The 15685-nt window shown below is 67.7% G+C and carries 16 protein-coding genes; 7 read left to right on the top strand and 9 right to left on the bottom strand.

Features of this window, described 5'->3' with window-relative positions; translation table 11 throughout:
* Positions 1-4: 4 nt before the first annotated feature.
* From AAFP30_RS23875 to secA2, 7 genes are all read right to left on the bottom strand, one after another.
* Complete coding sequence (locus tag AAFP30_RS23875; protein ID WP_419232528.1) at positions 5-655, bottom strand: MerR family transcriptional regulator; 651 nt, start codon at positions 653-655, stop codon at positions 5-7.
* 253 nt (positions 656-908) lie between these two features.
* Positions 909-1415, bottom strand: a complete 507-nt coding sequence (locus tag AAFP30_RS23870) for a bifunctional nuclease family protein (RefSeq protein ID WP_419232527.1) — start codon at positions 1413-1415, stop codon at positions 909-911.
* A gap of 109 nt (positions 1416-1524) precedes the next feature.
* Positions 1525-2211, bottom strand: a complete 687-nt coding sequence (locus AAFP30_RS23865) for a MerR family transcriptional regulator (protein ID WP_419232526.1) — start codon at positions 2209-2211, stop codon at positions 1525-1527.
* Positions 2212-2262: 51 nt separating this feature from the next.
* On the bottom strand, positions 2263-2709 hold the full coding sequence (garA, locus tag AAFP30_RS23860) for a glycogen accumulation regulator GarA (protein ID WP_419232525.1): 447 nt from the start codon (positions 2707-2709) through the stop codon (positions 2263-2265).
* A 301-nt stretch (positions 2710-3010) separates the two neighbouring features.
* The gene (gcvH, locus tag AAFP30_RS23855; protein WP_419232524.1) at positions 3011-3415 is read right to left on the bottom strand and encodes a glycine cleavage system protein GcvH; all 405 of its coding nucleotides are present in this window, start codon (positions 3413-3415) and stop codon (positions 3011-3013) included.
* Between the two features lie 50 nt (positions 3416-3465).
* Complete coding sequence (locus tag AAFP30_RS23850) at positions 3466-4113, bottom strand: CDP-alcohol phosphatidyltransferase family protein (protein WP_419232523.1); 648 nt, start codon at positions 4111-4113, stop codon at positions 3466-3468.
* Between the two features lie 11 nt (positions 4114-4124).
* A complete protein-coding gene (secA2, locus tag AAFP30_RS23845) occupies positions 4125-6581 on the bottom strand; it encodes an accessory Sec system translocase SecA2 (RefSeq protein ID WP_419232522.1) in 2457 nt (818 codons plus the stop codon).
* A 310-nt stretch (positions 6582-6891) separates the two neighbouring features.
* On the opposite strand from secA2, the gene AAFP30_RS23840 reads away from it, so the two are divergent.
* The 5 genes from AAFP30_RS23840 to AAFP30_RS23820 are packed head-to-tail and all read left to right on the top strand — an operon-like array spanning position 6892 to position 10870.
* On the top strand, positions 6892-7380 hold the full coding sequence (locus AAFP30_RS23840; RefSeq protein ID WP_419232521.1) for an META domain-containing protein: 489 nt from the start codon (positions 6892-6894) through the stop codon (positions 7378-7380).
* Between the two features lie 43 nt (positions 7381-7423).
* Positions 7424-8416: a malate dehydrogenase gene (locus AAFP30_RS23835; RefSeq protein WP_419232520.1), complete on the top strand. Its 993-nt coding sequence runs from the start codon at positions 7424-7426 to the stop codon at positions 8414-8416.
* 24 nt (positions 8417-8440) lie between these two features.
* The gene (gene ppk2 / locus AAFP30_RS23830) at positions 8441-9274 is read left to right on the top strand and encodes a polyphosphate kinase 2 (protein WP_419232519.1); all 834 of its coding nucleotides are present in this window, start codon (positions 8441-8443) and stop codon (positions 9272-9274) included.
* A 10-nt stretch (positions 9275-9284) separates the two neighbouring features.
* Positions 9285-10535 (top strand): polysaccharide pyruvyl transferase family protein, encoded by a 1251-nt coding sequence (locus AAFP30_RS23825; protein WP_419232518.1) that lies wholly within the window; start codon positions 9285-9287, stop codon positions 10533-10535.
* A gap of 38 nt (positions 10536-10573) precedes the next feature.
* Positions 10574-10870, top strand: a complete 297-nt coding sequence (locus tag AAFP30_RS23820) for a DUF503 domain-containing protein (protein WP_419232517.1) — start codon at positions 10574-10576, stop codon at positions 10868-10870.
* 15 nt (positions 10871-10885) lie between these two features.
* Here the strand turns inward: AAFP30_RS23820 and AAFP30_RS23815 are convergent, their stop codons facing one another.
* Together AAFP30_RS23815 and AAFP30_RS23810 are read right to left on the bottom strand one after the other, a co-directional pair.
* On the bottom strand, positions 10886-11449 hold the full coding sequence (locus AAFP30_RS23815) for a mismatch-specific DNA-glycosylase (protein WP_419232516.1): 564 nt from the start codon (positions 11447-11449) through the stop codon (positions 10886-10888).
* A gap of 8 nt (positions 11450-11457) precedes the next feature.
* Positions 11458-11823 (bottom strand): VOC family protein, encoded by a 366-nt coding sequence (locus tag AAFP30_RS23810; RefSeq protein ID WP_419232515.1) that lies wholly within the window; start codon positions 11821-11823, stop codon positions 11458-11460.
* Between the two features lie 58 nt (positions 11824-11881).
* Here AAFP30_RS23810 and AAFP30_RS23805 point away from each other — a divergent pair, with 58 nt between their 5' ends.
* Both AAFP30_RS23805 and AAFP30_RS23800 read left to right on the top strand, forming a co-directional pair.
* The gene (locus tag AAFP30_RS23805; RefSeq protein WP_419232514.1) at positions 11882-14083 is read left to right on the top strand and encodes a BTAD domain-containing putative transcriptional regulator; all 2202 of its coding nucleotides are present in this window, start codon (positions 11882-11884) and stop codon (positions 14081-14083) included.
* A gap of 129 nt (positions 14084-14212) precedes the next feature.
* Complete coding sequence (locus AAFP30_RS23800) at positions 14213-15613, top strand: FAD-binding protein (protein ID WP_419232513.1); 1401 nt, start codon at positions 14213-14215, stop codon at positions 15611-15613.
* Positions 15614-15685 lie beyond the last annotated feature (72 nt).

The raw sequence follows: 15685 nt of genomic DNA, 5'->3' as shown, positions 1-15685 counted from the left end.
TGTACTACCCGGTACGCCGTGCGCGGTTCTTGCGCCGCGCGGCGAGCTCATCCTCCGGAGCGGTCTCGGTGATGCCGCCGTCGGCGCGTTCCCCGGGGAAGTCGGCGATGGTGCCGGTCAGCTCGCGCATGGCGCCGCTGACCGCGATGCCGAACACGCCCTGGCCGCCCTGCAGCAGGTCGACGACCTCTTCGGCGGAGGTGCACTCGTAGACGGTGGTGCCGTCGGAGAAGAGGGTGATCCGCGCGAGGTCCTCGACGCCGCGCTGACGCAGGTGATCGACGGCGACCCGGATGTTCTGCAGCGAGATACCGGTGTCGAGCAGTCGCTTGACGATCTTGAGGACCAGGATGTCCTTGAACGAGTACAGACGCTGGCTGCCCGACCCCGCGGCACCGCGGATGGACGGCACGACCAGCGAGGTACGGGCCCAATAGTCGAGTTGGCGATAAGTGATGCCGGCGATCTGGCAGGCGCTGGGCACCCGGTAGCCGATCAGCTCGTCGGGCACGGTGTCGTTCGGGAACAGTCCGGGTGCGATGTCGTCGAGACTCCCCTGCGTCGGGGTCTGGCGGCCACTCGGTGCATCCGCGGGCACGTCGTGCGCCTCGGATGTCGGTGACGCCACTTCGTCGTCGAACGGCTGATCGCCCACTACAGACTCCCTCGCAACGCCTGGATCGGCTCGGCAGACGGTGTTCCGGGGTCCAGGGACCCCGGCGAACTGTCTCAACAGTACGCGCCTGACGAACGATCATCCTGTGTCGCCGGAGAAATCCGACCGACGTGTTGCACGGTAGGTCGGCGCGGGGTGCCAAATCAACGCGACTCGCGGTAAAGCCTCAACCTCGACTTGAGATCTAGCAATACGTGACCGGGCGGTGTCCGTACCGTTACCCGGTGAGCGACTACGCGCCGCCGCTGGCCTTGAAATCGTCGGGTGACACGTTGTCGAGGAACTCCTTGAACTTCTCGACCTCGTCCTCTTTGGCGTCGGCGGGTTTCCCCTCGTCGCCCTCTTCGTCCGGGATCAACAGACCGGCCTCCGCGAGGACCTCCTCGTCGGCGATGATCGGTACCTCGGCACGCATCGCGACGGCAATCGAGTCCGACGGTCGGGCCGACACCCGCAGATCCCCCGCAAACACCATCTCGGCGTAGAACGTGCCCTCCTGCATGTCCACGATCCGGACTTCGGTGAGGGTTTTCCCGAACTCGGTGATCAGGTTGACGATCAGATCGTGGGTCAACGGGCGCGGCGGCTCGATGCCTTTCTGCCGCAACGCAATCGACGCCGCCTCACTCTGTCCGATCCAGATGGGGAGATAGCGTTCCCCATCGACCTCGCGCAGCAGGAGCACCGGTTGACTCTGCGGCGGCTCGACCCGAATGCCCACCACTCGCATCTCGCCCATGCAACACCCGCTTTCCTCGTGATCGCCCGGTGGTTCTTTTCTGTCAACGACGCTACACCGCAAGGGGCGCCGACGGCGGTCCTGCGCGGTCGGCCTCGCCGACCCTGGTTCAGTCCAGAACGCCGCGCACGGCGGCCTTGACGAGCTGGGTGTGCAACGTCACCGACAGCGCCGCGATCTCCCGGACCAGTTCTTCGGCACGGTCACGCGCACCGGTCCCCTTGCCCTTGGCGATCGGACTCGCGATCTGGGCGACCAGACCGGCCTCCCGGTCGGCGGACACCTTGAACGCACGCAGGTGCCGGGTCTCGACACCGTAATTGGCCAGGGCCGCAGCCGCCTCCACGAGCCGGACCGCATCCTCGTCGAAGAAGCCAGCCGGCCCCGGGATCAGCAGACCGTTGCGCTGGAGTTCGACGACGAATGCCGAGTCGACGCCGGTGCGTTCGATGAGCGCCTCGCGCGAGACCCGCCCGCCACGAGTGCCGAAGTCGGTCGCCGGCGCCACCGCACTGCGCGCCGAACTGATCAGCCTGGTGCCGCCGGCACCCGCACCACCGTCACCGGAATCGATGGAGTCCAACTGCTCCTTGATCACCTTGAGCGGCAGGTACCGGTCGCGCTGGGCGGTCAGCACAAAGCGCAACCGCTCGACGTCGGCCGAACTGAACCGACGGTAACCCGACGGCGCCCGCTCCGGGGTGATCAGACCCTCGGCCTCCAGGAAACGGATCTTCGAGATGGTCACATCCGGAAAATCCTCGCGCAACAATGCCAGGACCGAGCCAATCGACATCGATCCTTCGCCGTGCTGACTCGCCGACGACGCCGTCACGGGGTCCGGCGCCTACTGGCCGTCGCGCGGGCCGCTGAGGAATACCAGTCGGAACTTGCCGATCTGCACCTCGTCGCCGTTGCTCAACTGCGCGGTGTCCACCGGTTCCCGGTTGACATAGGTGCCGTTGAGGCTGCCCACGTCGACGACCTGGAAGTCGTTGTCGGCGAGCCGGAACTCGGCGTGGCGACGGCTGACCGTCACATCGTCGAGGAAGATGTCGCTGTCGGGGTGCCGGCCGGCCGACGTGGTCGGCTGGTCGAGCAGGAAACGCGAGCCCGCGTTGGGGCCACGCTTGACGACAAGCAACGCCGTTCCGGGGGAAAGCCGTTCGACCCCGGTGTCGGCGGGTTCACTCGAGGTGGTGGTCCCGCCGTCGAGTTCACTGATGAACTCCTCACGGAACACCGAGGTGGTCTCCACCGGCGCCTCGAGATCCTTGTCGTTATCGCTCACCACTTCTCCTTCGTCTGTCTCGGTGCCGGTCGATCTCTGGCACCCCCGCCGCCGCGTGTCCCGCGGCGGCCACTGGTCCGCATCGCCAACCACGCGATGATCGGTGCATCGTCTTGTGCCTTCACGGCATCCGGTTCACCGAAATCTCGGTCGGAACCGGTTGTGCTGAACTAAACCGTACCGTGTGGTCCCCACCCGGCGGGCGGTCGTGTCGACCTCGACACCGCAGGAATGATCATAGTCACCGGATTTCACCGTCCGGGGTCTTATCGGCGGGCGTTGCCGGCTCGTGACCGGAAATCGGTCAGGATTCGGTGACCTCGCGGTAGCCGTCGGCGTCGAGCATGTCCGCGAGCGCGGCATCGAGCGTCGCTTCGTCGGCGACGGTGATCTCGACCAGCCAGCCCGCTCCGTAGGGGTCGGAGTTGACCAGGTCCGGTTGGGCTTCCAGGTCGCCGTTCACCGCCGAGACGGCGCCCTCGAGAGGGCCGTAGATGTCCGAGACACTCTTGGTGGACTCCACCTCGGCGAACGAATCGCCGACGGTGACCGCGGCATCGACGTCGGGCAGCTGCACGAACACCACATCGCCGAGCGCATCCTGGGCGAAATCGGTGATACCCACCCGGGCGGTGGCCGGGCCGGTCTTCTCCACCCACTCGTGTTCGGGCGTATAGCGCAGGGCTGCGGGCACATTGGTCTCGGTCACGGGCGTACCTCTCGTTTCCTTTGGTCAGCGGGCTGGGACCCCCGCAGAGATTAATTTATGTGGCCGGACGACGCCGTACGTGGTGGTAGCCGAACAAGCACCAGAACCGTCTGATACGCGTACAGCACGAACGACCACAGATACAGGCCGACGCCCCAGATCATGAACGCCCAGCCGATCGGATAGCACACCGTCCCGACCACCGAATCCAGTTGTCCGGCAAGGAGCCACGGGAAGGCGCTCATCAAGGCGAAGGTGGCCGCCTTCCCGATGTAGAGCGTCGGCAACGCCAGCAGGCCCCGCGACCGCAGCAGCGGCCCCATCGCGAACAACGCGACGTCGCGCCCGATGATGATGGCGATCAGCCACCACGGCACGAAGCCTTCGATGCCGAACGCGATCGGGATGATCACGATGTAGAGCCGGTCGGCGAGCGGATCGAGCAACTCCCCGATCCGCGAGTACTGATTGAGCAGACGCGCCAGTTTGCCGTCGGCCCAATCGGAGAAGCCGGAGAACATCAGGATCCAGAACGCCCACGCATAGGCCTCTTCGACCAGCAGCAACCAGACGAAGACCGGGATCAGCGCCAGCCGCAGCACGCTCAGCGCGTTGGGCACGGTGAGGATCCGATTCGACGGCGACGGGAGGTTCCCGCCGTCGTCGGTGCCCGCGCGGTCGTCGGTGCTCTCGGGCATCGGGCTTCCGGTCACCGGAAGATGCCGATGATGCCCTGCAGTGTCTTCGACCCGCCAGAGGAGAACAGGTTGTCGTGCACCATGTAGGTCCACGTGGTCGTCGACCGGTGCAGATCGGCGGTGCCCAGGTCGACGCCGTCGTTGGTGATGGTCGCCTCGCGGAAGGTCTTGCGCGCGTTGGTCACCGCGTCACCCGGCAGTTGGGCGAACTCCTCGAGGATCAGCTTGTGGAACTCATCGAGGGGGCTCTCCTTGCCGATCGACCGCAGGTGGATGCTGGCGCGGGCGTCGGAGACGAAGGCGAGGTGATCGGCCCACGCGCGGTCGAGATGAAAGAGCATGATCTCGCGCGCCGCCTGCGCAAGCACCTCTTTGTCGACGGGCTCGGTGACGGCCGGGACCGACTCGGAGGTGCTCTCGGCGTCAGACTGGTTGCTCTCGGCGTCAGACTGGTTGCTCTCGGCGTCAGACTGGTTGCTCTCGGCGTCAGACTGGTTGCTCTCGGCGTCGGACTGGGTGGCCGCGGGATCGGGGGTCGCGGTGCCGGTGAGCTCGGCATACCGGTCCGGTTCTTCGGCAGCGAGTTCGTCGAGCGCGACGTCGGTGGTCAGGATCTCCATCCGACGCTTGACGACGATGTCGCGCTGCTGGTTGACCATCTCGTTGTAGCGCCAGGTGTTGGCGTGCAGTTCGAGCATGACGCCTTCGGCGATGCGCTGGGCCTGCTCGATCAGGTCGACGCCCTTGGCGCCCATCGAACCGTCCTCGGACTGTGAGACCGGGTCGCGTTTGAACGCCAGGTTCTTGGTGACGACGGGGTCCTCGAGGCTGGAGAAGAACACCGACCGTCCGGGATCGCCCTGTCGGCCGGCGCGACCGCGGAGCTGGTTGTCGAGGCGTTCGGTGTCGTAGCGGCCGGTACCGACCACGCACAGGCCACCGAGTTCGACGATCTCCTCGCGCGCGGCGTCGTCGCCCGACGATCCGCCCAGCTTGATGTCGGTACCGCGACCGGCCATCTGGGTGGAGACGGTGACCGCGCCGCGCGTGCCCGCCTCGGCGATGATCTTGGCTTCTTCGGCGTCGTTCTTCGCGTTGAGCACCACCGGGGTGACCCCGGCCTTCTCCAGGAAGTACGCGAGCTCTTCGGATTCGGCGACGTCGTGGGTGCCGATCAGAATCGGCTGCCCCGTCTCGTGCACCTCCTTGACGTAGTCGACGACGGCCTCGACCTTGTTGGCCTTGGTGTCGTAGACACGGTCGGCCTCGTCGACCCGGACGTTGGCGGTGTTGGGCGGGATCTGCGAGACCAGCAGGTCATAGAACTGGCGGAACTGTTCGCCCGCGGCCAGTGCGGTACCGGTCATGCCGCACACCTTGGGGTAGCGACCGATCAGCGCCTGCACCGTGATGGTGTCGATGACCTCGCCCGAATCCGTCTGGGGCAGGCCCTCTTTGATCTCGACGGCCGCCTGGACACCGTCCGGCCAGCGCTGCATCTGCGCCACCCGGCCGCGCGAGGCGTTGATCAGTTGCACACCGCCGTCGCGGACGATGTAGTGGATGTCGCGTTCGAGCAGGTACTGCGCGTGCATCGCGACGTTGACATGCACGAGGGTGGTACCGACGTGGTCCTCGTCGTAGAGGTTGATGCCGCCGAGTTCGGCCTCCACGAACGTCGCGCCCTCGTCGGTGAGGGTGACGTTGCGGCCTTCGGCGTCGACGTCGTAGTGCTTGGTCTTCATCCGGGCGACCACATCGTGGATCGCCGCGTCGGGTACCTCGGTCTCGGTGGATCCGGCGAGCACCAGCGGCACCAGTGCCTCGTCGACGAGCACCGAGTCGGCCTCGTCGATGATCGCCACGTCCGGCTTCGGCGACACCAGGTTGTCGGCGGACTGCACGAGCTGGTCACGCAGGACGTCGAAGCCGATCTCGTTGACCGAGCCGTAGGTGATGTCGGCGGCGTAGGCGGCCTTGCGTTCCTCGGTGTCGGAGCGTTCCGACACCGCCTTGGCGACGATGCCGAACGCGGCGAACAGCGGGGCCATCCATTCGGCGTCACGGACGGCGAGATAGTCGTTGACCGAGATGACGTGCACCCGATGTCCCTGCAGCACGTACCCGATGGCGGCGATGGCGCCGGCCAGCGTCTTGCCCTCACCGGTGGCCATTTCCACGATGTCGCCCTCGAGCAGGCGTAACGCACCCTGGAGCTGGACATCGAACGCGCGCATGTCCAGCGTGCGGTCGGCTGCCTCGCGGGCCAGGGCCAGGAACTTCGCCCGGTCGTCCTTGTTCGACGCGGTGTCGAGTTTCTGCGCCGCCGCGGCGAACGCATCGTCGTCGAGCTCGGCGGCCCAGGCCGCGTGCGCGTCGGTCTCCTTGATCAGCGCGACGGACTTCGACTGATTGCGCGACGACTGGGAACCCAGCAACCGCCACATACTGTTCGACAGCTTTCCCACCGAAAACTTCTCCTGACTCGTGCCTGCTGCAGGCGTCGGTACTGGTCGGAGCCACGGCACGGGTGCCGTTCGCCGTCGCCGGCGACCCCGATGTCGCCGTCCACGGTACGCGGCGGGTCCGACAGCTCCACCGAGACGCCCACGCCGCTGCCGCCGGCGAGCCCGTGATGATGCTCACTCCTCGCCGGTGGTGCCATGCCGACGATCGTCCGTCGTGCGGCCCGTCCGTCGATTACCGTGTTCTCGTGCAGCGCGGTTCCCTGCAGCGGACGTGTCCGACCAACGAGAGTGTTGTCGCAAAGGAGCGGTCATGACCCGGCTCGACCACCGTCTGACCTCGGCCGCCGTCGGGGTGTGCGCAGTCGCGATGTCGGTGCTGGGTGTGGGGGCCGCCGCGGCCGCGCCCACACCGGTGCCGCCACCGAATCTGAAGCCGGCGCCGGTACCGCCGCATCGGACGCCCAACGCGATCGACGGCTTCACCGGTCAGACCTACGAGTCGGTCGCGGTCATCGGCGGCACGATACCGGGTGGCCAGAAGCTGGTCGTCGCCTTCGGTCCACGCGGCCGGATCGGGTTGAACGCCGGCTGCAACCAGCACGCCGGGACGGCATCGATGGCCGGCGACCAGCTGCGCATCGGACAACTTGTCTCGACGATGATGGCGTGCCCCGGTCCGCGCGCGGGCGCCGACCGCTGGCTCGCCTCGTTCACGTCGGTGCCCTTGACCTGGCGTGCCGCCGGTCCCGTGCTGATCCTGTCGAGCCCACGCCAGACGGTCATCCTCATCCGGCGCTGAGCGCCGTCCCACACTCGAGCAGCACACGACGCGAAGGGATTTCATGTCATCGCTCACCCCGTCGGTGGTCACCGTCACCGGTGCCGCCGGCCACATCGGGTACGCCGCCCTGTTCCGGATTGCCGCGGGCGCCATGCTGGGCCACGATCAGCCCGTCGCGCTACGACTTCTCGAACTGCCGCATGCGGTCTCGGCCGCAGTGGGCACCGCGATGGAACTCGACGACGGTGCCTTCGAGCAACTCGATTCGGTGAACATCTTCGACGACCCGCGCGCCGCGTTCGACGGCACCGATTTCGCCCTGCTGATCGGGTCCAAACCGCGCAGCAAGGGCATGGAGCGCGCAGATCTGTTGCAGGCCAACGCGGCGATCTTTGCCGAGCAGGGTGCGGTGCTCAACGAGGTGGCCGCCGAGTCGCTGCGGGTGATCGTGGTGGGCAATCCGGCCAACACCAACGCGGCGATCGCCGCAGCGCACGCACCGGACATCCCGCCGGAGCGGTTCACCGCCCTGACCCGACTCGACCATAACCGCGCCATCGCGCAGTTGGCCCGGCACGCCCAGGTCCCGGCCCGGGAGATCAGTCGAGTGTCGGTGTGGGGCAACCACTCCGCGTCGCAGTATCCGGACATCTTCCACGCCCGGGTGGCCGGGCGCAGCGGCGCCGAGTTCGCCGAGGACCGCGCCTGGCTCGTGGACGACTTCATCCCGACGGTGGCCACCCGTGGTACCGCGATCATCGAGGCCCGCGGTGCGTCGTCGGCGGCGTCGGCGGCCAGCGCGACGATCGATCACGTCCACGACTGGGTGCTCGGTACGCCGGATGGTGATTGGACGTCGGCGGCGATGCCCTCGCCCGGTGTGTACGGCATCCCGGAAGGCATCGTCAGCTCGTTCCCGGTCAGGGCGGTCGGCGGCCGGTGGGAAATCGTCGAAGGTCTGGAGATCAACGACTTCTCCCGCGAGCGGATCGATGCCTCGGCCGCCGAACTCGCGGGCGAGATCGCGGCTGTGCGGGATCTGCTGCCCGCCTGACCCGCAGCGTCGTAAACTCCTGGGATGACCAAGAAGTCGAAGGGCGCAAAGCCCGAAAAGCTCTCCAACAAGGTGTACGAGGCGGAGCTCTTTCGCCTGCAGACCGAACTGGTGAAACTGCAGGAATGGGTGCGCACCACCGGCGCCCGTGTCGTGGTCATCTTCGAGGGCCGCGACGCCGCCGGCAAGGGCGGCACGATCAAGCGGATCACCGAGTATCTCAGCCCGCGTGTCTCCCGGGTGGCGGCGCTGCCCGCACCGACCGATCGGGAGAAAGGCCAGTGGTACTACCAGCGCTATGTGGCCCAATTGCCCGCCCCCGGCGAGATCGTGCTGTTCGACCGATCCTGGTACAACCGTGCCGGAGTGGAGAAGGTCATGGGCTTCTGCACCCCCGAGGAGCACACCCGATTCCTGCGGCAGACACCGATCTTCGAGCAGATGCTCATCGACGACGGCATCCTGCTGCGCAAGTACTGGTTCTCGGTCTCCGACGACGAGCAGCTCAAACGGTTTCGCTCGCGGATGAATGATCCTGTGCGGCAGTGGAAGTTGAGCCCGATGGACCTCGAGGCCGTGTACCGGTGGGAGGACTATTCGCGGGCCAAGGACGAGATGATGGTGCACACCGACACCGCGATGAGCCCGTGGTTCGTCGTCGAATCCGACATCAAGAAGCACGCCCGCCTGAACATGATCTCGCATCTGTTGTCCACCATCGACTATCACGATGTGCCCAGCCCCAAGGTGGAGTTGCCGAAGAAGCCGATCGACACCGGCAACTATCACCGGCCGCCGCGGTCGCTGTCGAAGTACGTGCCCGACCACGTCAGCTCGCTGTTGGGTAGCGACCACTAAAGTCATCGAGGTGCAACTGCCCGGTTCCGACGTCGTCTCCCGTGTCCGCGATCGCCTCCGCCGCAACGAGATCATCTATCTCATCGCGCCGTCGGGGCATCCCAACTACGGCGACGAACTGATCGCCCGTGCCTGGCTACGGCATCTGGCGCGCTCCCGGCCGCGGGCCCTGGTGGTGCTCGACTGCCACAGCCCGGGCCAGGCCGCGCTGATGTTGCGGGACGCACATCCCGACGTCGTCTTCGTCGACACCCTGTGGCAACTGGCGCTGTATGCCGCCACCGAACGTGACGGCGACACCTTGAGCGAGGGCCCCGACCCCGCCGCACCGTGGGAGTGGGTCGCCCGGGCGGCCACCACTTTCGGGCCCGCTCCCCGCCTGTCCGAGGGGATCGACGTGTTCCGGCGGGCGTCGTCGGTACATCTGCTCGGCGGCGGATACGTCAACAAGGTATGGCCCGAGCATGTTTCGCTGGTGGTCGCGGTCGCCGAACTGGCGCGCACCACCGGGGTTCCCGCGTACGCGAGCGGGCAGGGACTCATCCCGCTGGTCGACGAACCCGCACGCACCGCGCTGCTGGCGGCGGCCGCCGAGTTCACCGTGTTCGATGTCCGCGACGCCGCGTCGGCCGAAGCGCTGGGTTCACTGGCCGGGCGCCGACAGACCGGCGACGACGCGTGGCTCGCGGTCCCCGAGGTATTGCGTGACCTCGAGCGCACCGAGACACCGACCCCCGACGGCGTCACTCTCTGCATCCAGTCCGATCTGACCGACGACTTCGCCGCCTTCGGCACCACCGGCCTCGACGCCCTGACCCGATTCGTCGGCGCCACCCTCGACGCGTGGGAGATACCGGGCAGCGCGGTCACCGTCGTCGAGGCCATCCCGGGTGCCGATCTCGAGGTACCGACCCGGCTCGGCGATCGTCTCGACGGCGCCACCCGCGTCCCGTTCCTCGACATCTGGCGCTCCGGCCTGCCGGTGGGCCGCGGCAGCACCTGGATCAGCACCCGCTTTCACCCGCACCTGATCGCGGGAGCCGCCGGGGACTCGGGCATCGGGGTGATCGGCCGACCCGACTACTACGCCACCAAACACCAGTCTCTCGTCGACGCCGGCTCACGGTGGACCGTCGTCGACGACCCCGATGCGATCCCGGCGCGGCCGCACGCCGGCGGATTCTCCGCCGACGACCGAGAGAAGGCGGTCGCAGCGAAAAAGGCCCTCGCACAACGCCTCTACCCGCGGCGAATAAAGTGATCGCGCGCTGACCCACAACCCGGCTACCATGTGCGACGATGTGGATCGGTTTCGTGGAGTTCGATTACCTGCTCGGTGATGTGCACTCCCTCAAGCAGAAGCGGTCGGTGATCCGACCGATCATCGCCGAGACCCGACGGCGCTATTCGGTGTCCGCGGCCGAGGTGGGGCATCTCGAGGTGCATCGCCGCTCGATCATCGGGGTCAGTGTGGTGGCCGCCGATCGGGCGCACGTGATCGACGTGCTCGCCGAGGTCGAGCGGTTCGCCGCGGGACGCCCCGAGGTGGAACTGTTGTCGATGCGGCAGCGGGTCATCGCCGCCGAGGATGTGTGAGTCGTGGACGTCTGATCAGACAACGCCCGCCGCGTGCGCCGCGGCGGCGTAGGACTCGGCGAGACTGCCGACGGTCTCGTGCGCGTTGAGTCCGCTCGGGTTGGGCACCACCCACACCTGCGCGCCGTCCCACCGCTCGTCCTGTGGTCCGGTGACGGCCTTCGGGAGCCCGAATGCCTTGCGGTAGGCCGTGATTCCGGCGACCGCCACGACCTTCGGCGCAACCTCGCGCACCCTCTCTCGCAATCGCACTCCCCCAGCACGCAATTCGTCGGCGGACAGCTCGGCGGCGGTTGCCGAGGCCCGGGACACCACGTTGGTGATCCCGACGCCCCGGGCGATCAACAGGTCCCGATCCTCCTCGCGCATGCCCGTCGACGCGTCGATGAGTCGGTCGGTGATGCCGGCCTGGTAGAGCGCGGGATAGAACCGGTTGCCGGGCCGTGCGAAGTGGGCGCCGACGGCCGCGGTCCACAGTCCCGGATTGATACCCACGAACAGCAATCGACAGTCCGGGCCGACGAGATCGGGGACCTCGGCACCGTCGAAGCCGGCGAGTTCCGCGCGCGTGAACCCCACCCCGAGCGTCAGTTCTGATCCGGCGAACTAGCTTGCGCGACACAGAACTGATTGCCATCCGGGTCGGCCAACGTCACCCAGGACAATCCCGGCATCTCGTGATCGGCGATCTTGGTCGCGCCGGCGTCGATCAACCGCGCCACCTCGACGTCGAGGTCCTCGGCGTGGAGATCGAGGTGGATGCGATTCTTGCCGGGGGTCGGGTCGTCGACGAGCTGGAAGCCCAGCACCGGCGAACCGTCGCCGATCGAGACCACGACAAAGAATCCCTCGTTCTCCGCGATGATCGAGCCGCCGGTCTGCTGCGCCCACCACGTCGCGAGTGGCAGCGGCCCGGTGGTGTCCACGGTGATCATGCCCAATGTCACGGTCATGGAGGCCAGGATAATCGGCAGCGCGCACATGCGAGAGCACAACGTCTAGACTTCGTGGGTGGCCCGGCTCGAGTTCACGGTCCTCGGCGGCCTCGGCGCGCAGATCGATTCCGAGACCGTCGAACTCGGCACGCGCAAACAACGCGCGGTGCTCGGTCAATTGCTTCTGGCCGACGGCGATCCGGTGACCACCGGCCGCCTGATCGACGGCATCTGGGGTACGTCTGCCCCGGACCGCGCGGAAGTCTCTGTGCAGGCATACATCTCGGGGTTACGGAAGGCACTGGAGCCGGATCGCCGACCGCGCACCCCGTCAACCGTGGTGCTCACCCGCGGCTCGGGGTATGTATTGGCGGCCGACGCCGATCAGGTCGATGTCCGACGTCTCGTCTCCGCTATCGATCGCGCCCACGACTCCCATCGTGCCGGTGACGCGGCCGGTGCCGCAGCGCTGCTGCAGTCCGCACTCGCCACCTACCGCCCGCTACTCCCCGAGTTCGAGGGACTCGGATTCCGCGACGAAGCGGCCGCCCATCTCGAACGTTTCATCACCGAGGCCCGGAAGCTGAGTTTCGAGGCCAGACTCGACAACGGTGAGCACCGCGCGGTGGTGGCCGAACTCGAACTGGCCGTGCGCCAGTCGCCGCTCGACGAAGGGTTGTGGGTGTTGCTCGCCACCGCCCGTTACCGATTGGGCCGCCAGTCCGACGCGCTGAGCGCGATCGGCGAGGCGCGCGCCATCCTCGCCGCCGAGATCGGCGTCGACCCGGGACCCCGGCTGCGTGCGCTCGAGCGCGACATCCTGGCGCACTCGCCCAGCCTCGACATTCCCGCGCAGGCGATCGACATGCCGCCACCCGCTCCTGTCGAGACCGAGCCGAAAGTGACACCCCCGCACACGGAACGGTCGCTGATCGGACGGACCGACGAGCTCGCCACACTCCATCGAGCCGTACTGTCGTCGCTGCACGGCCCCGGCGAGATCGTCGTCGTCGAGGGCGAACCCGGCGCCGGAAAGACCGCACTGCTCGACGAGGCCGCACGCCGTGCCGCAGACATCGCCGGACTGCAGGTGCTGTGGGGCCGATGCGTGGACGACGGGTCGGCGCCGTCGATGTGGCCGTGGGTGCAGGTGCTCGGCGCGGTGCTGCCCGAACTCGACCCCGACCACCGGGCCCGCCTCCTCGACAGCGAACTCGGCCGAATGGTCACCGAGGACACCACCGTGATCCCACCGCCGCGGGAAATGCGTGATGCGACAGCACGATTCCGCTTCTACGGACAGGCAGCAGACCTCCTGGCCGGCGTCGCCGAGCAGCACCTGCTGCTCATCGTGCTCGACGATCTGCAGTGGGCGGACAATGCGTCGCTGGAACTGTTGACGCACATGACCTCTCGCCACACCCCGGGTGTCACGTTCTTCATCTCACTGCGCTCGTCGGTGGCGCATCGCCCCGCGGTCACCAATGCGCTGGCCGCGGTGGCGCGTCTCGGCGAGCATCGTCGTATCGAGTTGGGCGGGTTGTCCGACAGCGACATCGCCGCCCTGGTGCGTCGGGAGACCCGGGAGTCGCCGACAGCCGATGCTCTCACGTCCATTGTCCGGCGCTCCGGCGGCAACGCGTTCTTCGTCCGAGAGCTGGCACGGATTCTCGCCGCTCGAGGGTCGGTGGACGACGGAACCGTGCCCGCCGGCATCCGCGACGTCGTCGGCAAGCGGCTGGATCCGCTGCCCGACACGACAGCGGCACTGTTGGCCACCGCCGCGCTGATCGGTCGCCGGGTGGACATCGCAGTGCTCGCCGACGTCGCGGGGATACCGGTGGACGACGCGCTCGACGCCCTCGACCCGGCCGCCGTCGCCGGCGTGATCGATCTCGACGCCGACGATCCCTTCGCGTTCGTCTTCTCCCACGACCTGATCCGCGAGGCGGTCGTCGACCGCATCCCCCGGACCCGCACCTATCGGCTGCACCTTGCGATCGCCGAACGCCTCGCCACCAGCCGAACCCCGGCTGCGGTCACCCGGTACGCCGCGCACCTGTGGGCCGCGGGACCGCTCGCCGACCGACAGCGCACCGCCCGTGCACTGATCGAATCGGCGCACATTGCGCTGCGCAACTACGATCTCGACCTGGCCGAACGTCAACTGTCGGACGCGGCGACGCTGGCGCGGGCCGCCGGGGACGACGAGGTAGAACTCGCGGCCATCGCCGCGCGCCTGGCCATTACCTCGACGGATCCCGCTAGCGACAGCTGAACGCCACTCACTTGGAACGGGCGGACAAGTGCACCCCAAGCCCATCCCAAGGACCGCGCGCGACCGTTGTTCTCGAACCGGCACCCCCGCCGGCCCCCGCCGGACATCCGGCCGACCCGAGGAACACCGATGACCATCTCGTCCGCTCCCCTGATTCCCGCCACCGCCATCGACGCGCTCCGCACCCGCATCAGTGGTGACGTCATCACCCCGGCAGATTCCGGGTACGACGCCGCGCGCAGCGGATTCAATCTGCTCACCGATCACCGACCGGCCGTCATCGTCGTCGCCGCCCACCGGTTCGACGTCACCGAAGCCGTCCGGTTCGCCGCCGACGCGGAGTTGCGCGTCGCTGTGCAGGCCACCGGCCACGGTCCGGGACCCAACGTGAACGGCGCCCTGCTGATCAACACCTCGGCGATGACCGAGGTCACCATCGACCCGGCCGGACGCACCGCGCGGATCGCGGCGGGTGCCAAATGGGCACCGGTGCTCGAGCAGGCCCAACACCACGGACTCGCACCGCTGTTGGGGTCCAGCACCGACGTCGGCGCCGTCGGCTACACGCTGGGTGGCGGATTCGGTTGGCTGGGACGCAAATACGGCCTGGCCTCGGATGCCGTGCGGTCCTTCGGCCTCGTCACACCCGATGGCACCCCGTTGCATGTCAGTGCCACCAGTCATCCGGAGATCTTCTGGGCGTTGCGAGGTGGTGGGGTCGGCTCGATCGGTGTGGTCACCGACATGGAGATCGACCTGTTTCCCGTGGCGATGGTGTACGCGGGCAACCTGTTCTACCCTGCCGAGGACGCCGGCGACATCCTGCGTCGCTTCAACGAGTGGGCCCCGCAGCAGTCCGCGGACCTCACCTCGGCGGTCTCCATGATGAACTTCCCCGACCTCGACATGGTGCCGGAGCCGTTCCGCGGCAAGAGTTTCACGATGTTCCGGGGTTGCTGGTCGGGTGACGTGGAGGACGGCAAGGCGGTCGTCGACGAGTGGCGCGCCTGGAAGGAACCGCTGCTCGACATGTGGACCGAACTCCCCTTCGCCGCGGCCGACGCGATCAGCATGGATCCGACCGACCCGATGCCGGCGATGGTCACCACCGAATGGCTCGACGACCTGCCCGACGCCGCGATCGACATCCTGACCTCCCGCATCATCCCCGCGGATGGCTCGATGCCGCTCATTCTGTTCGGCGAGATCCGCCACGCAGGCGGTGCCATCGGCCGCAACGCCGCCGACGCCGCCAACGACCTGGGCCGCAGTGGCACGTTCCTGCTGGAAATCGGTTCGGTGGTTCCCGATCCGCACGTCGGCCTGGCCATCGAGTCGGCACAGCGACTGACCCGGAAAGCGTTGGAGCCATACGTGACCGGAGCCGCGTATCTCAACTTCACCGAGGGTGCCGAACGGTCGGCGCGGACGGCCAGTGCCTTCAGCGACGACCATCTGCGGCGGTTGACCGCGATCAAGCAGTCGCTGGACCCCGACAACCGGTTCTGCCACGGCGTGGCGATCGGCTGACACCGCACACGACCCGACCCGGCGCAGGGGACGGCCTGCCCCGGGGAAGAGCGGGGCGGGGGGGGCCGGGGT

It is taken from the genome of Gordonia sp. CPCC 205515 (assembly GCF_048537925.1).
GTDB lineage: Bacteria > Actinomycetota > Actinomycetes > Mycobacteriales > Mycobacteriaceae > Gordonia.
Note: the sequence above shows the minus strand (reverse complement) of the source record. Positions and strands in the feature narration are given on the sequence as shown.